The sequence below is a fragment of the Aliiglaciecola lipolytica E3 genome (assembly GCF_000314975.1).
GTDB lineage: Bacteria > Pseudomonadota > Gammaproteobacteria > Enterobacterales > Alteromonadaceae > Aliiglaciecola > Aliiglaciecola lipolytica.
In genome coordinates this window covers 76,851-95,391 of the sequence record NZ_BAEN01000076.1, presented here as the reverse complement: position 1 = coordinate 95,391, position 18,541 = coordinate 76,851, and the positions used below count along the sequence as shown (strand labels likewise).

At 40.4% G+C, this 18,541-nt stretch carries 18 protein-coding genes; 6 read left to right on the top strand and 12 right to left on the bottom strand.

All coding sequences use genetic code 11. The annotated features are described in order from the left end of the window. Positions 1–1,359, bottom strand: coding sequence for a bifunctional UDP-N-acetylglucosamine diphosphorylase/glucosamine-1-phosphate N-acetyltransferase GlmU (glmU, locus tag GLIP_RS18995; RefSeq protein ID WP_008846325.1), 1,359 nt, complete (start codon positions 1,357–1,359; stop codon positions 1–3). 178 nt (positions 1,360–1,537) lie between these two features. On the opposite strand from glmU, the gene GLIP_RS18990 reads away from it, so the two are divergent. Further along, entirely contained in the window at positions 1,538–2,959 is a 1,422-nt protein-coding gene (locus GLIP_RS18990) for a sensor domain-containing diguanylate cyclase (protein WP_040523647.1), read from the top strand. 30 nt (positions 2,960–2,989) lie between these two features. Here the strand turns inward: GLIP_RS18990 and GLIP_RS18985 are convergent, their stop codons facing one another. Genes GLIP_RS18985 through GLIP_RS18975 form a run of 3 tightly spaced genes read right to left on the bottom strand, consistent with a single transcriptional unit; the run spans position 2,990 to position 5,742 of the window. Beyond that, positions 2,990–3,868: a DMT family transporter gene (locus GLIP_RS18985; protein ID WP_008846323.1), complete on the bottom strand. Its 879-nt coding sequence runs from the start codon at positions 3,866–3,868 to the stop codon at positions 2,990–2,992. Between the two features lie 9 nt (positions 3,869–3,877). Continuing rightward, positions 3,878–4,369: a methylated-DNA--[protein]-cysteine S-methyltransferase gene (locus tag GLIP_RS18980; protein WP_008846322.1), complete on the bottom strand. Its 492-nt coding sequence runs from the start codon at positions 4,367–4,369 to the stop codon at positions 3,878–3,880. Next, the gene (locus tag GLIP_RS18975) at positions 4,366–5,742 is read right to left on the bottom strand and encodes a DNA-3-methyladenine glycosylase 2 family protein (protein WP_008846321.1); all 1,377 of its coding nucleotides are present in this window, start codon (positions 5,740–5,742) and stop codon (positions 4,366–4,368) included. The genes GLIP_RS18980 and GLIP_RS18975 overlap by 4 nt, the downstream gene beginning before the upstream one ends. A 188-nt stretch (positions 5,743–5,930) precedes the next feature. On the opposite strand from GLIP_RS18975, the gene GLIP_RS18970 reads away from it, so the two are divergent. Beyond that, positions 5,931–7,028 carry a serine hydrolase domain-containing protein gene (locus GLIP_RS18970; RefSeq protein ID WP_008846320.1) on the top strand — a complete coding sequence of 366 codons (1,098 nt, stop codon included), beginning with the start codon at positions 5,931–5,933 and terminating at the stop codon, positions 7,026–7,028. Positions 7,029–7,039: 11 nt separating this feature from the next. Here GLIP_RS18970 and GLIP_RS18965 read toward each other — a convergent pair whose 3' ends face one another. From GLIP_RS18965 to GLIP_RS18945, 5 genes are all read right to left on the bottom strand, one after another. Then, entirely contained in the window at positions 7,040–8,566 is a 1,527-nt protein-coding gene (locus GLIP_RS18965; RefSeq protein ID WP_008846319.1) for a sulfatase family protein, read from the bottom strand. Positions 8,567–8,768: 202 nt separating this feature from the next. Further along, positions 8,769–10,691, bottom strand: a complete 1,923-nt coding sequence (speA, locus tag GLIP_RS18960) for a biosynthetic arginine decarboxylase (protein WP_008846317.1) — start codon at positions 10,689–10,691, stop codon at positions 8,769–8,771. Between the two features lie 135 nt (positions 10,692–10,826). Further along, positions 10,827–11,042, bottom strand: a complete 216-nt coding sequence (locus GLIP_RS18955) for a helix-turn-helix transcriptional regulator (RefSeq protein WP_008846316.1) — start codon at positions 11,040–11,042, stop codon at positions 10,827–10,829. Positions 11,043–11,044: 2 nt separating this feature from the next. Then, complete coding sequence (locus GLIP_RS22170) at positions 11,045–11,515, bottom strand: hypothetical protein (protein ID WP_008846315.1); 471 nt, start codon at positions 11,513–11,515, stop codon at positions 11,045–11,047. Positions 11,516–11,626: 111 nt separating this feature from the next. Then, positions 11,627–12,067: a nucleoside deaminase gene (locus tag GLIP_RS18945; protein WP_008846314.1), complete on the bottom strand. Its 441-nt coding sequence runs from the start codon at positions 12,065–12,067 to the stop codon at positions 11,627–11,629. 295 nt (positions 12,068–12,362) lie between these two features. On the opposite strand from GLIP_RS18945, the gene GLIP_RS18940 reads away from it, so the two are divergent. Continuing rightward, positions 12,363–13,118, top strand: coding sequence for a phosphatase (locus tag GLIP_RS18940; RefSeq protein ID WP_008846313.1), 756 nt, complete (start codon positions 12,363–12,365; stop codon positions 13,116–13,118). A gap of 17 nt (positions 13,119–13,135) precedes the next feature. Here the strand turns inward: GLIP_RS18940 and GLIP_RS18935 are convergent, their stop codons facing one another. Then, on the bottom strand, positions 13,136–14,143 hold the full coding sequence (locus GLIP_RS18935) for a bifunctional helix-turn-helix transcriptional regulator/GNAT family N-acetyltransferase (protein WP_008846312.1): 1,008 nt from the start codon (positions 14,141–14,143) through the stop codon (positions 13,136–13,138). A 229-nt stretch (positions 14,144–14,372) separates the two neighbouring features. Here GLIP_RS18935 and GLIP_RS18930 point away from each other — a divergent pair, with 229 nt between their 5' ends. From GLIP_RS18930 to GLIP_RS18920, 3 genes are read left to right on the top strand one after another with little or no spacing between them, the layout of a single operon-like run. Further along, complete coding sequence (locus tag GLIP_RS18930) at positions 14,373–15,071, top strand: hypothetical protein (RefSeq protein ID WP_008846311.1); 699 nt, start codon at positions 14,373–14,375, stop codon at positions 15,069–15,071. An 8-nt stretch (positions 15,072–15,079) separates the two neighbouring features. After that, positions 15,080–15,559, top strand: coding sequence for an RNA polymerase sigma factor (locus GLIP_RS18925; RefSeq protein ID WP_008846310.1), 480 nt, complete (start codon positions 15,080–15,082; stop codon positions 15,557–15,559). 10 nt (positions 15,560–15,569) lie between these two features. Then, positions 15,570–16,124: a hypothetical protein gene (locus tag GLIP_RS18920; RefSeq protein ID WP_008846309.1), complete on the top strand. Its 555-nt coding sequence runs from the start codon at positions 15,570–15,572 to the stop codon at positions 16,122–16,124. A 126-nt stretch (positions 16,125–16,250) separates the two neighbouring features. Here the strand turns inward: GLIP_RS18920 and GLIP_RS18915 are convergent, their stop codons facing one another. Then, the gene (locus tag GLIP_RS18915) at positions 16,251–16,631 is read right to left on the bottom strand and encodes a DUF3224 domain-containing protein (RefSeq protein WP_040523725.1); all 381 of its coding nucleotides are present in this window, start codon (positions 16,629–16,631) and stop codon (positions 16,251–16,253) included. 203 nt (positions 16,632–16,834) lie between these two features. Continuing rightward, the gene (locus GLIP_RS18910; RefSeq protein WP_008846307.1) at positions 16,835–18,346 is read right to left on the bottom strand and encodes a winged helix-turn-helix domain-containing protein; all 1,512 of its coding nucleotides are present in this window, start codon (positions 18,344–18,346) and stop codon (positions 16,835–16,837) included. Positions 18,347–18,541 lie beyond the last annotated feature (195 nt).

The following is an 18,541-nucleotide window of genomic DNA, read 5'->3' as shown; positions in this document are numbered from 1 at the left end:
CTATTTTTTAGTGGGTCTTTGCCAGCCTTGAATGTTACGTTGTTTGCTGCGCGCTACTGCAAGTTCATGGTCATCGACATTGCTGCTAACCGTCGAGCCTGCACCTACTGTGGCCATTTTTCCAATCGTCACGGGCGCAACCAAAGCACTGTTTGAACCAATAAAGGCACCATCTCCAATAATGGTTTGCGATTTATTTACACCATCGTAGTTACACGTAATAGTTCCAGCGCCAATATTGGCCCCTTCGCCTACTTGCGTATCTCCTAAGTAAGTCAGGTGATTGGCTTTTGAGCCTTTCCCTAGTGTGGTTTTCTTCATTTCAACAAAGTTACCCACTTTTGACTTATCGTGCATCACTGCACCAGGTCTAAGTCGCGCATACGGGCCAACACTGCAACCATTATGTAGTTGCGCCTGCTCTACAATTGAATTGGCTTCGATTACCGAGTCATCGCCAATCTGGCAATCAATCAAGATACAGTTAGGGCCAATTGTCACATTATTCCCTAATACCACATTCCCTTTAATAATCACGTTAACATCGATGCGGCAATCTACACCAAACGAGATTTGACCACGTAAATCGAATCGCTGTGGATCTAAAATATATAGTCCTTCCATTAATAAGTTTTCAGCATTTTCTAACTGATAAGCGCGTTCGATCATGGCGAGTTGTTTGCGATTATTAATTCCTTCTACTTCTACTGAACTGGAAGGATGTGACGCCTTGATGCTTTTACCTTCTTTTGCTGCCATTTCAATCACGTCAGTAAGGTAAAACTCGCCTTGGGCATTGTCACTTTTCAATGCAGACAACCAGCGTTTTAAATCCGCCCCGCCCATAATCATCATGCCGGTATTAATTTCTTTGATTTGACGCTGCGCTTCGGTTGCATCTTTGTGTTCAACGATGGCTTTTACATGCTCGCCGTCACGAATAATGCGTCCCATACCGGTAGGATCGTCTAATTCCACGGTTAATAACGCTAAATCAGATTGCTTTTTTGTGTCTATTAGTTGCTGCAAGGTTTGCGCTTTAATCAAGGGCGCATCGCCAACTAAGATCAACACATCTTCGTTGTCTTTAATATGCGGAGCGGCTTGCTGGACAGCGTGTCCTGTCCCCAACTGCTCAGCTTGTAAACACCAATTCAAGTGATTATGTGACAATGCAGATTCTAGTTGCTCGCCGCCATGCCCATAAATCAAATGAATATTATCAGCCCCAAGCGTATTTACCGTATCTATGATGTGTTGCACCATAGGTTTATCTGCTATGGGATGAAGTACTTTTGGCAAATTAGACTTCATTCGTGTGCCTTTGCCTGCTGCAAGCACCACCACTGAAAACGTCATAGAGTATCCTTTAATCTAAAAATTATATTTATTCTAACTAAGCGCACTGAAAGGTCTAGTGAAATAATACAGTGTAATTAGACACTATTATACTTGAGTTAATTTTAATCGTAGAAGTCTAGGGCGCATACGGTTAATATAGCGTCTAGAAAATGACTAGAATTGAAAGTGGATTTCTTTGAACGCCTTTCGGACATTACATCGTAGTATTTTAATTTTGTTTGCTGTAGTGGTTATATCTATTGTGACCCTAGTGCATTTTACTGCATCAAAAATAGTGGCAGAACAAAGTAGAGCGCAACAACAATCCATCTCACCAGCCATTTCGCTGATTATTGAACAACTCCTAAAACCGCTGCACATATCGCAGACTCTTGCGGAAGCCAAAGAACTAAAAGATTTAATGAAAGATAAAAACATTGATGAGAACGCAATGTTTTCAATGCTCAAAAGAATCGAAAATGAATTTGGTATGGCATTTTTTATCGCCAGTGAAAGCAGTCGCATGCAATACAATTCTAACGGCACAAAACTGGCTCTGATTGAAAACAAAGTCGATTGGTATTTTCGGTATAAAGCAGCGCCTAATGATGCAATAGCTGACATAGGCCAATGGCAAGACCCGCACTTTTATATCGACCTGAAAGTCTACGATGAAGACGGTAACTTTCTTGGATTTTTTGGGATCAGTAAAAGTTTAGATAGTTTTGTTGATATATTTGCGCAGTATAAGCGTGTTTATGGTTACGATTTTATTTTTGTAGATCAAGACAATAATATTGCGCTGTCTTCGGACCCCAACTTGATAGTCGAAGAAACCACTTTTAAAACGTTAGAAAGCCTCGATTGGTATAAAAGTTTAGATATCGATAAATTGCCAGACGGATCACTAAATAACTTATTGGTTAAAGCATCTGGGGTTGACGCACTAATTGCAGAGGTGAAAGTAGAGCCTTTCGGTTGGACCATGTACTTGCTAACACCGTTGCAAGCTAGACAAACCGAGATTAGCCGCAGCTTTATTATCAGTATTGTTACTCTATTGGTAATCATATTTGCGCTCTTTATGCTGATTTACCATTTGCTCTATTATTTCAAACAAGACATGCAAAAGAACTTTCAAACGGACCCACTAACTCGTTTGCCGAATCGTAATAAAGTTGAATTACGTTATGCCGAAATGTTAGACAAAGGTATTGAGGTCGGCCTTGTCCTAATCGATATTGATCACTTTAAAACGGTGAACGATACCCACGGACACAATGCAGGTGATAATGTTTTGCGACAAATATCACATATGCTGAGCAACCAATTACGCGAAGGTGATGTTGTTGGACGTTGGGGCGGAGAAGAGTTTGTTTTATTATTGCCAGACACCACTCCGGAACAGGCATATGATGTAGCCCAAAAGTTACGTGAAAACATGTCGAATATGACCGCATCTACAGGTTCATTAGCGCTACAAGTTACTGCAAGTTTTGGGGTATCACATACCGATACTCATCGTCCACTTACCGAAGTAGTCGGCTATGCAGACGATGCTTTATATCAAGCTAAACGCGACGGCCGTAACATCGTCAGAATGCAACTTCCGAAGTAAGAAAGAAAGTAAATACTTACTATCAACAAACTAGGCTAATTTAAGACGAAACTTGATCACTCCGGTTGTTAAGCTAACACCCAACAGTATCAATCCAGCGCCTGCTAACATGCCAAGACTAACCACTTCGTGCAAGAACAATACACCCCACAATACACCAAAAACCGGAACTAAATATGCCACTGTAATGGCTTTTGCTGCCCCCACATTGGCGATTAATCTAAAATAAAGAATGTAGGCAAATCCAGTACAAGCAACGCCTAATACGATCACCTGTAACCATGCATTAAAGGATGGCATCTGTTGTGGCCAAAGTACGACTGCAAACGGTAACAAAGCGAGCGTTGCAAATACTTGGCTACCAGTGGCAATAGCCAGCGTATTTACTCCGGTTAAATGCTTTTTGGTGTAACAAGCAGCGATTCCATAAGCGCAGGTAGATGCCAATGCAGCGAGCACAGGTAAAACTGACAAGTGTAAATCTATGCCAGTACGCATTAGACTTATGACTACAACACCACCAAAACCAATAAATAAGCCCAAAACAGCTAACCCAGTTAGTTTTTCTCTCAACCACAAAAAAGCCACAATAGCCCCAAACATAGGGGCGGTAGCGTTGAGTATTGAAGCAAGCCCCGCACCTAATAACACCGTGCTATAACTGAACATCACAAAAGGAATCGCGGTATTGACGATCCCGACAAACAGAATAGGCCGCCAATATTGCAAAGTAATTGATACTTTTTTACGCATGAATAACAGAGGCAACAAGCAAAGTGCTGCCACACCAGTACGCATCGCTACTAAAGCAAAAGCGCCGAACTCGGGAGTCGCAGAGCGCATGTAAAGAAACGAAGAGCCCCATATTGCTGCCAATAACACCAATTCAAATACGTCTTGTAATCTCATGCCTGCAATTTACCTTTTACTAATTGTTCCATTCACTTTTTGCTCTAATGCAAGCAACCAGGATTTTCTATCGAGCCCTCCCGCATACCCAGTAAGCGTGCCATTTTTGCCAATGACACGATGACAAGGTACAACGATGGAAATCGGATTTTTACCATTGGCAGCGCCCACTGCTCTCACCGCTTTTGGATTTTGCAACTGATTGGCAATATCGGCATAACTGCAAGTCGAGCCAAACGGAATGTGGCAAAGAGCTTGCCATACCTGTTGCTGAAATTCTGTGCCGGCTGACCCCAGTGGTAATTGGAATTCAGTTAAGTTGCCGTTGAAATAAGCCGTAAGTTGGGCTGCTGCTTCATGGGTCAATTCACTAGTTTGCGCATATTGCTGCTGAACATTTGAAAAGTAAATAGACGTAATGGCACTTTCATTTGCGCAGATTTCTAACTGTCCAATAGGCGTAGTCAAATATTCGAAATATATCTCGCTTTGATTATTCATGCCATGCTCCATAATTGAAAAGTGAGGTAGCTTCGCCAAGGCGCGGCTTCATTTGGTTGTAGCTCATGCTGCTGAATTTGTTTTTTTATAATTAAATCTGTATCTAGCCAGATATCAGGATGTGACTGTCCACGCATAGTGGCATAAGCTACAGTCCAAGGGCCAATTCCTTTAATACTTAACCATTTGTTCAAATCAGTTAGCTCACTGTTGTGTACTTGAAATTTTGCTAAATCTTGCAAACACTGACGTCGCTTTTCAGGGATTCTGAGGAAACTCAGGTCAGAATCAGCAATGGCTTCAGGCGTTGGAAAAAGTAAGTATTCCTGATGAACTTCGCCTAACTCATGTGCCAGTTGAGACACCAAATTCACGGCTGCTTTAACAGAAATCTGCTGACCTAAAATAGCGCGACACGCCGCTTCAAACGCACTCCAAACTCCAGGAATACGAATGCCAGCGCAAATGGTATCGACTGGCAAACCTGTGGCGGATAAACGCGCGTTGATAGTTTGCGGGTCACAATCTAAATCCAACAATCGCCGTATTTGATACACGACTCCTTGAAAATGATTTAAATTGTTTATTTGCAATGACACATCAAAACAACTTTTTGCAGGGTTTATGGTCGCACAAAAATGTCCTTTTGCATCAGCATAGGTGAAGCCTTTGCTATAGCTAAACTCGGTCACGGATTCAATATCTGGAATCGCTCGTAATCTAAGAAAATCACGTAAATGTGGCCAGTTATAAGGCTCCCGATAGGATAATTGAATACGCAGGGAAGTCGCTTCAGCAAAGGCTAATTCTGGCACTTTACTAACATCATTTTTTCGTATTTGTGATGGAGTAAGTTGCAAATTAGTGCGCAAATTTTCTTGTAAGCGACGAGCGCTTGAAAATCCGCTAGCCTGCGCAATATCCTCAATACTCAGGCGACTGTTGTGCAATAAATTTTTAGCGACCAATAACTGATCATATAGTCGAAACTTTTTCGGGGCTATACCAAGATTTTGGGTAAAGAGTTCACGTAAGTAACGATCACTTACACCTAACTTCTCGCAGATTTGTTCGACATTTAATTCTGGGTGAGCACGTAACAAGTTAATCCCGCGATCCAGCGTTGTCGTTGTACCTTTCCACGCAAATGAACCGGGCGCGCTATCTGGTCTGCAACGTAGACACGGTCGAAATCCTGCCTGCATCGCTAAAGGAGCAAGTTGATAATATTCAACATTTTCTTCTTTAGGAGAAGGAGCCGGGCAAATAGGACGACAAAATATTCCGGTGCTTTTCACCGCCACAAAAAACATTCCATCAAAGCGAGAATCACGTGCTTTACGTGCTTGCTGATAAATTTGATTGATATTCATTTGAATGCCCTACCTTATTTTCCACACAGTTTAACCTCATTAATTAAATAAAACGCGCGGAAAACGGAAGTCATTCGAAATTAATCATGCAATCTCAATTTTACACTTGCCAGTTGTCTCACTAGGCTTCAACTAGTATCCTTAGGCCGATGAGATGTTTAACTTTAATTGCACTTTTTTGGCTGACAATGCATGTCTTCCAACCGGTCCTTGCTGAGGAAGATGCTTGGCTATACGACTTCGCCTCTAAAACTCAAGCGCAAGCCATGAAATATAACCTGCCTGGTTATGTGTTAGTTTTTGTACGTAAGGGCGAACCAGCGAAAATTATTACCTATGGCGTAACTGAAAATTTCGGCGATAAAATCGACCGCAATACAGTGTTTAGATTAGCCTCAGTCTCAAAAACCTTTGCTGGGGTATTAATGGCTAAAAAAGTGGCGGAAGATCAGCTAAGTTGGCAAACACCACTACTTGAAATTGTGCCTGAATACGGCTTCAATCGATTAGATCCCAATCCGATTACGCTAGGCCATTTGTTGAGTCAATCTAGTGGCTATATTCCTAACGCTTACGACAATTTAATCGAAGCTAACTATTCGTTAAAACGTGTCCTTAGACAATTAGCAAAATTAGAACCGCTATGCTCTCCGGGCAAATGTTATACCTATCAAAATGCGTTATTTGGTGTGCTTGAAGATTATTACACCAACCAGAAAAGTAGCTATGCCGATGAATTGCGAAAGGGTATTTTCCAACCTTTAAAAATGCCGCATGCCAGTACGGGTAAAAAGGGCTTACAGAGTTCAAGCAAATGGGCCAAACCACATATCGCGATTACTCGCTCAAAATGGCGAGAGTCAAAAGTACAAGATGATTATTATCGTTATGGTCCAGCCGCCGGAGTAAATGCCAGTATCGAAGACATGGCAATTTGGGTGCGCGCTATGTTAGGAGAATACCCCGAAGTCATCTCTGGGCAGATAATCGATACCGTCACGTCAGAGAAAATCAAAACCACACGCGAAATGCGTAGGCGCGACTGGCGAAGGTTCTTAAAAGATGCGCATTATGGCTTAGGTTGGCGCATATACGACTTCAACGGGCATAAGTTGAATTACCACGGCGGCTGGGTAAAAGGTTATCGGGCAGATGTATCTTTTGCGCCAGATGAAGAAGTGGGTTATGCGATGTTAATGAATGCCGAATCAAACCTCATCAATAGCTTTACCGCCAAATTTTGGCAGGCGTACTTTGAAGAAGCCGAAGAAGTCAAACAGAAATAACTATCCCTTGATTATAAGTTACGAGCCTTTTTGGGTTCTCGTGACGGACGATGTTTGTTTCGAAGAGACCACTGTTGATGAATTGATTTAAGCGTAACGACAATGTCAGGGTACTGCTCTATGAGATTAATTGATTCTTCTGGATCTGATTCGACATCATAAAGAAATTCACCTAATTCAAGATCGACCATTTGCTTTTCTGCGTAATAGTCGTCGTATACTGCGTGGTATTTCCATCTGCCTTTTCGTACTGCTATTTCATGGCCCGTATCCCATACCAAGGCTTCCCTACTCATGGGAGAGTTGTTTAACATGAGCTCAACGAGTGATTCACCATCTATGTTTTCTGGCGCTTGTAAACCCGCCGCTTGCAACAACGTGGGATAAATATCCATGGTGCTAACAACATCATCAATCCGCCTATTCATTGTCGTGTTGTGGCGAAATTCCTCAGGAATATAAACGATCATTGGGACTCTTATGCCACCTTCATATAGGGTATATTTGCTCCCTCTAAATCGACCATTATTTGCATATATGGGAGTAGACCCGCCGTTATCACTAAGATACACAATAATCGTATTTTCTAGTAAATTATTTTTTTCGAGCTCATTCACTATTTCACCAATCGCTTGATCAAGGTAATACAACTGACCTAGATAATACTCACGCCCATATTCATTATTAGGCGCACGAGCAGCAACATACCACTGTCTAAAACTTTCGTTGTTTGGCTCCCAATCCATTCGTTTAGGTAACTTATGTTTAGCTAAATATTCATCAGGTAATTGATGAGTAAAGTTATGCAGTGCATTGAACGAGACTTGCAAATAAAATGGCGAGCTTTGATTGTTACGGATAAATTCTGTAGCTTGCTTTTCAATGAGTTCTGTTGAAAACCCGTTTTGTTTAACTTTTTTGTGGTTCACCCAAACCGAACCCATGGTTAATGATTCACCTTTGGCTTTAAGACTATTTCTTGTTTTGTTAAATGCTTTTTCTTTGGCATCATTATGGATTAAGTAATGTTTACGACCACCTTCAAAACCATAAAAATAATCGAAACCATGATGCAAAGGGAAGTTTCTATCGATTGATTTTTTACTATTACCATAGTGATACTTACCAATGTAACCCGTGGTGTAATTCGCTTCTTTTAGCTTTTCAGCCAATGTCTGAAACTCTGGATTTTCCAAGCCTTTGCCACCATACCAATACATCCCCAGCCGCTGAGAATACGAGCCGGTAATCAGTGATGTTCTGGATGTGCTACAGATGGGTGAAGGTACATAGGCTTGGGTGAAATCAGTGCCAATTGCAGCCAACTTATCGATATTGGGAGTGTTCACATCATCGGCTAAGTTTTTGTAAGACACATCTGCGTAACCTTGATCATCTGCCACGATTACGACAATGTTTGGCGCTGGAGAGAGAGCAGCATCTACTGTTTTGTCATCTAGTTGTTCACATGCTGACACTAGAAAAGTGATAGAAAACATCACAATCATTAACGGTTTTATGGTTAACGTAGAATGCATGATTAGCTCAATATTGACAGAGTAAGATATATTCTTTTGAAACAATATTGATCATCTAACCCGTAAAATAGCCCGGGGTTGAATGTTTAGCTTAAAATGAAATCGTTTAATTCTAATCATTTTTTCTGTGTCACTGACAAACAAAAAAGGTGGAGTTGATACTCCACCTTTTAACATTTGATTGCTAGCAATTCATTCGCTGTTACGAAGTTTTCAAGTAGGTATACCCTTTCAAGCAGTTTTCGTAAAAATCAGTCCACTTTACACCTTCGCGAGGTTTGATTTCACCTTCTGAAATCTTTGCATCAATCAACTTCTTAACCGATGCTGCCATGAATGTGGGGTTGTATTGCATTATCGATAAAACATTATCCACAGATGACCCTGTTACTACTTCTTCTATATAGAAATCGAGAGGATCATCGTCATGACTGAAAATATGCACTTCGTTCAAACGTCCAAACAGATTATGCATATCGCCCATTACATCTTGGTATGCGCCGGTTAAGAACATCCCCAAATAATAGTCTTCGCCTTTATTCAATTTGTGCATAGGCAACACATCGGAAATGCCTTTCCCTAAAACAAATTGGTCAATTTTGCCGTCGCTATCACAGGTAATATCCACAAGTGAACAATTCACATTTGGACGCTCGTTCATTCTTGAAAGCGGCACTATCGGCAGCACTTGATCGATTGCCCAAGTATCTGCTGCCGACTGAAATACCGAAAAGTTACACAGGTACTGCGACGATAAGTTGTAATCGAGTTCTTGCATTTCTTCTGGAATAAACTCAGCCGATTGCATACGCTCCTGCAAGTTGACCATGATTTGCCAGTATAGGGTTTCAATTTTAGCTAATTCTTCAAAGCTAATTACCCGCAATTTAAACGCAGATATCGCTTGTTCTTTGTATTGAGAAGCATCGTTAAAAATTTCTTGTAAATTTTCCTGTGTTTCCAACAAACGAATCTGATCGCGCATGTTGGTAACCAAAATATGTTCGTGTTCCTCGACGTCAGTTTCCATTTCTGCACTATTAGCGCGAATTTCACCAACGATTTGCGCCACAACGCAACTGTGATGTGCAGTGATTGCACGACCACTTTCAGTCACTAAAGTAGGATGAGGAACCTGCTCTAAATCACATACCTCTTTCATACCAAACACGACATCTGCAACGTATTCGGCGATACTGTAGTTTCGCGAGGAGTCGTTTGTCGATTTACTTCCATCGTAGTCAATACCGAGTCCACCGCCAACATCAACGTAATCCAATTTGAATCCCATGTGATGCAGCTCGGAATAAATCATTGCTCCTTCGCTTATGGCATCTTTAACCGCACGAATGTCGGTTAACTGGCTGCCAATGTGGAAATGCAAAAGTTTAAAGCAATCAGCCATGCCCTCAGACTCAAGATAACGAGCTGCCTGGATAATTTCGGTATTGGTTAATCCAAATTTAGCCCGATCACCACCAGAACCTTCCCACTTACCTTTACCTTTTACGGTCATTTTTGAACGCAAGCCGATAATCGGATCTATGTCTAATTCTTTTGCAATTTTGACCAGCAACAACAATTCAGAATATTTTTCAATAACAACTATGATTTTGCGTCCAAGCTTGCGGGCCAATAGCGACAAGCGAATAAACTCTTCATCTTTATAACCGTTCAAAATGGTCAAAGCTTCTGGATTAGTGTTGTAAGCCAATACAGTTAATAATTCAGCTTTTGATCCAGCTTCTAGTCCGTAATTATACTTGTTGCCCGCATCAACTATCTCTTCAACTACTTCACGCATCTGGTTTACTTTCACCGGATACACGCCGCGATATTGGCCTTGATAACCTGCGTCTTGAATCGTTTTAATAAAGGTTTCGTTCAAAAGTGCAACTTGTGAGCGCAAAATGTCGTGAAATCTAAGTACCACCGGAAACTGAATTCCTTCTTCCTTGATTTCTTCAATCACATCGTTAAAGTCGATGCGCATTTCAGCATTTGTTACATCGGGAGTAACATGCAAATTTCCGTTGGGTCCAATTTCAAAATAGCCGCTACTCCAGCGTTTAACGCCGTAAAGCTTTTCAGAGTCTGAAATTGTCCATTTAGCGGTTTTGCTCATTTATTTGCTCCGAAGTTAATCAACATTTGTAAAAAATGGGGCAATTCATAAGGAATTGCCCCATTGTAAAGTTGTCAGTTTCATCATTATCGATTATCTGCATTATACTTTGCAGACGCGCCAAAAGTGTACCTATTATTTTGCTTGATACTGAAAAATATCATCCAGATGACACTCAAATACTTCCGCCATTTTAAAGGCCACTTCCAATGAGGGTGAATATTTACCCTTTTCGATAGCCATAATGGTTTGCCGAGTAACGCCTACTCTATCGGCTAATTCTTGCTGTGTCATTTCATCTGCGAAAAAACGTTTTTCGCGGATGCGATTAATAATGAGTGATTCAGCCACCTTTAGTAACCTCGACGATAATTGAACAGGGTTACCGCAAATCGTGCCACCTCAGATAATATAAAACTAAACATCAGCAAGTGCGCAGTCAAGAGTGGAATTTGCAAGGAGCTGTAGTGATCGGCGAAATCGGGGTTATATTCAATAGTGATTATTCGTCCCAACGTAATTACCACACCCACGACCAAAATCGTATAGCCAACTTGATTGCCACGATATTCGAACAGCTTATCTCTCTCATCGGCGCCCATTTCTGCTGCTTTATGATTTGTCGCTGCCAACATAGTATGCAAAATTATCTCCACCAGCACACTCAATACAATCGCTTGAATTAGCAAGTCTTTAGCGATGTCTTTCGCTTCCTCAACAGGTACGCCCGCTAACATAACAATGTTGTAAAAGTAGTAACCAAATATACAGATTGTACTAACCAATGAAATCCAGTGACTTTTTTCTTTAAATGACATATCCATAATCTTCTCCATATTTAATCAGGATGAGATTAATGTATAGCCAAGATAACTCAATGTCAATTATTTTTAACATTGAGTTAATTAAAAATCACACAGTGTATGTATTATTTACTATTCTGTACCGATATCTTCATTCCACAGTTCAGGTGATTCGATAATAAAATCTTGCATTAGTTGAATGCACTCAGGATCTTGCAATACTTCAAGTTCAACTCCACGCCGTTTTAGTAGTTGCTCTTCACCAATAAACGTCTGATTTTCACCGATAATTATTTTAGGAATTTCATAGAGTAAAATTGCGCCAGAACACATTGAGCAAGGTGACAGCGTTGTATAGAGCGTGCATTGGCGATAAACACTCGCACTGCGACGCCCTGCGTTTTCAAACGCATCCATTTCGCCATGCAATATAGGGCTACCAGATTGCACTCTGCGATTATGTCCTCGACCTATGATTTCGTTTTGATAAACAATAACCGAACCAATTGGGATCCCACCTTCTTCTTTACCTTTAATCGCTTCATCAATGGCCGCTCGCATGAATTTATCCACTTTATTCTCCTTTCGTAGGCGTTTGAATCGCAAATTTTGACGCATAGCGATAATGGTTGTTTCTGTTGTTAAACCTGCATTATTTAACTCACTGATTTCACCAAGTTAGCATAAGTTGATACAATGCTGATGTACAGATTAGAAGCACTTAAGAATAAAAGACAATAACGCGCTTAGCCACGAAGCGTAACGTCTTGTCATTGATGCGCAACATAAATGCGATATATAGGAAAGGTTACCGCTCCAAACTTTATGGGTTAATAGTCATCCAACATCAAAAAGGATACACCAGAAAATGAAAATACTCGTCGATACCCACTCTCACACAATTGCCAGTACGCATGCTTACAGTACTGTGCATGACTATTTTGTAGAGGCCAAAGTGAAGGGTATGCAAATGTTTTCATTAACGGATCATGGTCCTGAGATGCCAGACTCGCCACACCCGTGGCATTTCGGTAATCGTAATGTCATACCAAGAATTGTAGACGGAATTGCCTGCTTAAAGGGAATCGAAGCGAATATATTACCCCCTGATGGAGGTTTAGATGTACCAAATGGAATGCGACCGTATCTAGACTTCGTTATTGCCAGTTTTCATGAACCGGTATTTCCGCCGGCTTCGCAAGCAATCAATACCAACGCGGTGATCAACACCTTTGCGACAAGTGAATGCCAAATTTTAGGTCATCCAGGAAATCCAAACTTTCCGTTGGATTATGAGGAAGTGATTTTAGCGGCAAAAGAACATAACGTTTTATTAGAAATAAACAACAGTTCGTTTGTGCACTCTCGACAAGGCAGTGAACCAAACTGTATTCGTATTTTGGAATTGGTCGATAAACATGATTGGAAGGTGGTATTTTCAAGTGACGCTCACATTGCTTATCACCTTGGAAATTATGACAAATGTATTGCCCATGCGGAATCTATTGGTTTTCCTTTAGAGCGCATTGTAAATCGCAATGCAAAGTCGTTTTTAGCTTTTCTAGCAGAGCATAAGCGTCCTGTTGCAGATGAATTATCCGAGTGGTGTAATAATCTTCAGTAACGTTAAACAGCTATTGGCTAAGCGCCGTCAAAGCGCATAGCCACATCACATCGTTGATAGCTCTTGCCGTATTTTTCCATAATCTGCTTGTCGTGTTTAAAACCGTTCTTTTCGTATAAATGAATGGCGGCTTCACATTTTGCATTAGTTAATAGGAATAGACAGTCAACAGGCAATGATTTCGCTTGCGCTATCACATGCTGCAACAATTTTTCACCGACTTTTAAGCCCCGTGCATCTTCCAACACACCCATTTTAGTCAATTCAAATGCGCCATCACCTTTGTTCAATAATGCACAGGTACCCACAATACCGAGTTGTGAATGTTCAGCAAACCAAACCTTTCCGCCCTTGTCGACGATATTCTCTTGCGGATATCGCAGAACCTGTTTATCCACGTCTTCAAGCACAAACATGCTTTCAATCCACTGACTGTTTATTTGTTCAAAAAATGGCGCAAGCTTGGGTTCAAATTCTAGGAAAGTAAGGTTGTTTTCTAACATAGTAATATCCACAACATTGGTATCTTGTAAGGTTTTTGATTGTTCAAAATGATCTTTGCTTCGCTCGAGTAAAGAACGCTTATCCAAGGCTTTTTCGAAGGTTTTTAGTGCATCATAAAAGTGATTTTCAAATTCATGACATAAGTCTTTAGCCGCCTTGTCGACTGCGGCCCAAACAGGTCGCATTTCTGAGACTTTTTGATGCCCTAACGCTGATAAAGTCAGTACTCTCTTTCTTGAATCTTTCGTATCTAATTTAATATTGATTAGTTTTTTGGACTCTAACTGCCGACTAAACTGACTCAATGCTGGTTGCGTCAATCCGAGTAAATTAGCGGCCTCTACAACACTTACCTGCTTTTTTCGGTCCAATAAAGCCAGCAAGGTAAACCATTTGGGCTGAATGTTCATGTCAAAATGCGCATACACCTCCGCAGCATCTGCCATCATTCTTTCACTAACTCGTTTTAGGCGGCTACCTAACGCCAACTCACCTAATTCATTTAAAAAATCTTTTTGCATATACACCTCAATATAAGCATTTATATAATCACTTATATAAAAATGCAAGTAGATAAATTAAACTCTGCTTCAAGGTGATGTAGTTTTGTCGCTTCTGAAAAAACTCGCCACCGATTCATAAACGTTATAAAGCCGTTTTGACAACGACAAAAAAAGATTTAGAAAAAATGTCAGGTTTATTTTGTTTGTCTCGACTATCTAAGTAAATCACTAAAACGAGAGAGTCGATATGAACACTGCAACATTATTAATGAATCAAAAAACCACTTCGTCACAAAGTATTCTTTGGCTAAAACACGGTCTAAGTTTATGCTTAAAAGCACCGTTTAAAATATTCTTTTTACTGTTAGCTACCATCATTATTGAGGGTTTATTTCAATTGCTACCCGCCCCAATAGGCGTCATCACATCTAAATTAGTGATGGTTATGTTAATTGCTTCTTTGTGGCCAGTATTAGATCAAATATCAAAACACAGAACCTTTACATTCAAAAGTTTAAGGCTCTATACAGGCTGGTCAAAACTCCCCTTGTTAAGTTTATTTATGCTACTTCCCACCGTCGCGCAAGTGCTCACGGCTATTGGTTTATTGGGGAGTAGTGGCATCGATTTATTACTCTATGCTCAAATGGTAGATGTTACGCCTGTCCAGCTATCCATTATATTTGCCTCAGCAACCCCAGTTAGCATATTGTTGATGTTTGTACCTGCGTACTTATTGTTAGATAACAAAAATGTACAAACTGCAATTGGTAATGGAGTTCGTTTGGTTCTTCGAGCATGGAAACCTTTGACAGTCGTCTTTGCAATCAACCTACTGGCAATAATAGCTGTACCATTTACATTTTTATTGAGCGCACTATTACTTGGCCCATTGTTGCTTTGTATTAACTATGTAGCGTTTATCGATCTCACTCAAAACCAATAGGACGGTGCGTGACTCAACCAACAAGGATTGAAGATATTTTACTGCAATATGCGCCTTTATTGGCACGTATTGCAGCGACTTATGAGGCGGATTTGGGGCTCAGAGAAGACTTAATACAAGATATCAGTCTGGCGGTTTGGCGAGCATTGGAAACATTCAGAGGTGACAGCAGCGTAAAAACCTTCATTGCAAAAGTTGCACATAATCGTTCAGTTGATCATGTACTACGAGAAAGCCGACGTAATAAAAACCTCTCAAATGAGAGTGTTGATGATTTACAAAATCTGACTTCAAATACGACTAACCAAGAAAAACACCTAGATCTAATGTCAGCTATACGTCAACTAGCTCTTGGCTATCGGCAAATTATCACTATGCAATTGGAAGGTTTTACGCAATTGGAAATTGCCAGTGTTTTAGGTTTGTCAGAAGCCGCAGTTGCTAAACGAGCCGGTAGAGCTCGGCAACAACTTGAACAATTGTTATAAAGGAACAGTTATGGATCCACAATTTGAACAATGGCAGCAGTCTTTTCAAGAAGGCACACCAAAAGTAGACGTGCACAAATTAGCCATGCAAGTTTCAAAAAATGATAAACGGGAAAAGGCAAAAGCGTGGATTGATCTAATTGCAGGCTGCTGCGTGAGCGCATTTTGTGTCTATTTTCTGCTAGTTTATGCTGACACGACCCTCAGCAAACTACTTGTTGCTACTTTAAGCCCAATTCCTTTGGCTTTTAGCCTTTGGGCATTTCGCTTACGTCAGTCGCAATCTATCGAACACAGTTTGGATATCAATCAATTATTAGAATTCAAACGTAAAAAACTATACAACCAAGTGTATTACTGGAAAGTTAGCGCCATAGTCTTGACCGGCCTGTGGCTAGGCTTAGTTGCATTCGCAGGGGTTTCTTTTATATATCAAGTTAGTGATAACCTATGGTTAACGCAAGTTTTGATACAAACTATAGTGTTAATTGTGACATGGGGACGTTTTGTATTTTTGAAAAAGCATTTACACAAGCGCATAACGGCAATTGATGCTTTACGCTAAACTCAGTTGAAACAAAGCACATTTGTGTTGTTTCAACTAGATGCGCTAATAGTCACCTTTTAGCAGGTATAAGCTGACTTCAGTAGATACACTTTGCTTAAAGTCAGCAATACGGCTTGGGAAAGTCTAGGGTAAGGTGTAATCAAAAAGATAAAAGTGCTTACCATCTACAATTTCAATACTCATTTTGCCTGAAATACCTGTTAGCTCATCACTTCCTGAATCTGGTATCACGCTTATCTCAAGAGATTGAGCACCTTTATCCATAATGCCTTGATGCATCAAAACAAAGCCGCCTTTTTTACCATCTAAACTGCCATTAAACGATTCCATGGCGACATACCCTGCGGATCCTTTCACATTGGTTACATGACTTAGCATCTGGCCTTTTGAAAACCCATGCAAATCACCGTGATAAGTTTTATCTAACGTCATCCTGCCAACCGCAAATTCGTCGTCGGTTTGCGATTCCATCGCTACATCGAATTCGCCTTTTATATGTTTCATTTTCAAACTTACGTCTCCTGAATAAACAACTTGCGCATAAGGGATAGCAATCAATCCTATAATGCAAAACAAAGCGAAGATTAATATGGTTTTAAGATTGTGCATGCATAGGACCCAGAAATAAACAGGGACTGAGTATAGCAGCAAACTTAAACTGTATAAATAAACAGTTAAAAATAATTCGAATGCTGTCGAATACTTAATTAGCGTGCGTATTTAGCAATTGAAGCATCGTCTAAACCAATACGAATCAACAGAGCACTGAATCTCGGATCTTGCCTGATTGGCGTGAGTCTTAAATCATTTCGGGTAAACACTAAACAATTTGAGCGCGATTCCACTGCGTCATTTAAATGTGCAAATGCGCGTTCATAGTCCTCTAATAAAATGTAGTTCACTGCAGATTCATAAGGACATACATAACTATTCAGTTTTTCTGCTTTTTCTAACAAAGCAGGAATTTTATCGACTTGATTAGCAAAACCATAGGCTTGGGCTAAAGCGAGATAGGCATAGGGTGATTCAGGATCAAGTTGTACGCCATTTTGTGCCAATGAAATTGCTCGACTATGCTGTTTCGATAAAGAAGCCGTTACGCTCGCGCCACTGTAAATCATCCCCACTTTTGGATGTAACCTGAGTTTATCTTTACTCCACGTTATAGCAGCTTCTTGCTCGCCCACCATCATCAATGCCCAATTTCCCCAATCGGCAATTTCAACGTTTAACGGATCAAGCTCGCGAGCTAAAGTTAAAGACCGAACAACACCTTCCTTGTCACCAATTCCAGAGTAATATAAAGCAAATCCCAGTTCTGTCTGTGCAATGTTGGGATCTATGGATTTCGCAGCATTTAGCATTTTCCATGCATCTTGCCATCGCCATGCGAACACATAAGCCAGTCCCAGTGATGATAGCGCTTGTGCTGATTGGGGATTGACTTTCAGTGCATCTAGCACGGCACTCACAACTTTTGGAAGAACTTCAACAGGTCTTTCGAAATACGACATGATCAGACGATATGCATTGGCCTTTGCTACATAAGCAGCCTCAAATTGCGGATCTAACTCAATAGCTTGATCAAATAGCTCGATGGAGCGCAGTAACGATTGATGATCTAGATGACTAACTTGTAATTGTCCGGCAACGAAGAGTTCATAAGCAGCCAGATTTGATGAAGGTAACAAATCAAGCTTTTGCGACTCTGAATTAGGTGTCTGCTGGTTATTTATTTCTACCAACTCAGGTTTCTTTTGTGATGAACTTTTTGATGCGATGTCTTGCCAATTCAGCCAAGCTGCATATATTAAAAGTGGGAATAGCACTATTAACGGCAAAACTCGATTCCAACTAAAAGCCAATGTTCTTTGGCTTTTACTGTCTGGGTCGTGTGTTACGACAGCATCATATTCTTCTACAGGCGCAACAAATTGATAGCCTCGACCGCGCACCGTTTTTATCACATTTTGTAATTCACCGTTGTCACCAAACACCTTTCTGGCGCTTTTTATATGATTACTCAAGGTTGTATCTGATACTTCACGTCCGGACCAGATTTGCGCAAAAAGCTCGTCTCTAGAAATCAGATTTTGGCGATGCTTAATAAGATAAACAATTAAATCGAAAACTTTAGGTTCAATTGATACTGCGTTGCCCGAATTAGTAATCCTGAACTGCTCGGTATCCACTTCAAATTTGTCAATCTTATAAATCATCGAATTTATTTAAGTCCGTTTTTATTTTGGTTGTCACTTTAACCTTGATTAAGCCATTAAGTCTTATGCTATCAGACCTAATTAGCAAATAGTTATCGAATCGTTATCAAAGAATATAGTAAATATGATGCTTTGATTACCTAAAATTCAGGTTCATTAAAAGGTAAAGCGCATACTTGTCTGAGCAATTAAAAG

Excerpts from the sequence above, each read along its gene's own strand:
- glmU (WP_008846325.1), bottom strand. The coding sequence starts at position 1,359 with ATGACGTTTTCAGTGGTGGTGCTTGCAGCAGGCAAAGGCACACGAATG.
- GLIP_RS18970 (WP_008846320.1), top strand. The coding sequence starts at position 5,931 with ATGCATGTCTTCCAACCGGTCCTTGCTGAGGAAGATGCTTGGCTATAC.
- GLIP_RS18975 (WP_008846321.1), bottom strand. The coding sequence starts at position 5,742 with ATGAATATCAATCAAATTTATCAGCAAGCACGTAAAGCACGTGATTCT.
- GLIP_RS18985 (WP_008846323.1), bottom strand. The coding sequence starts at position 3,868 with ATGAGATTACAAGACGTATTTGAATTGGTGTTATTGGCAGCAATATGG.
- GLIP_RS18980 (WP_008846322.1), bottom strand. The coding sequence starts at position 4,369 with ATGAATAATCAAAGCGAGATATATTTCGAATATTTGACTACGCCTATT.
- GLIP_RS18935 (WP_008846312.1), bottom strand. The coding sequence starts at position 14,143 with ATGCAAAAAGATTTTTTAAATGAATTAGGTGAGTTGGCGTTAGGTAGC.
- GLIP_RS22170 (WP_008846315.1), bottom strand. The coding sequence starts at position 11,515 with ATGGATATGTCATTTAAAGAAAAAAGTCACTGGATTTCATTGGTTAGT.
- GLIP_RS18930 (WP_008846311.1), top strand. The coding sequence starts at position 14,373 with ATGAACACTGCAACATTATTAATGAATCAAAAAACCACTTCGTCACAA.
- GLIP_RS18910 (WP_008846307.1), bottom strand. The coding sequence starts at position 18,346 with ATGATTTATAAGATTGACAAATTTGAAGTGGATACCGAGCAGTTCAGG.
- GLIP_RS18920 (WP_008846309.1), top strand. The coding sequence starts at position 15,570 with ATGGATCCACAATTTGAACAATGGCAGCAGTCTTTTCAAGAAGGCACA.
- speA (WP_008846317.1), bottom strand. The coding sequence starts at position 10,691 with ATGAGCAAAACCGCTAAATGGACAATTTCAGACTCTGAAAAGCTTTAC.
- GLIP_RS18965 (WP_008846319.1), bottom strand. The coding sequence starts at position 8,566 with ATGCATTCTACGTTAACCATAAAACCGTTAATGATTGTGATGTTTTCT.
- GLIP_RS18940 (WP_008846313.1), top strand. The coding sequence starts at position 12,363 with ATGAAAATACTCGTCGATACCCACTCTCACACAATTGCCAGTACGCAT.
- GLIP_RS18915 (WP_040523725.1), bottom strand. The coding sequence starts at position 16,631 with ATGAAACATATAAAAGGCGAATTCGATGTAGCGATGGAATCGCAAACC.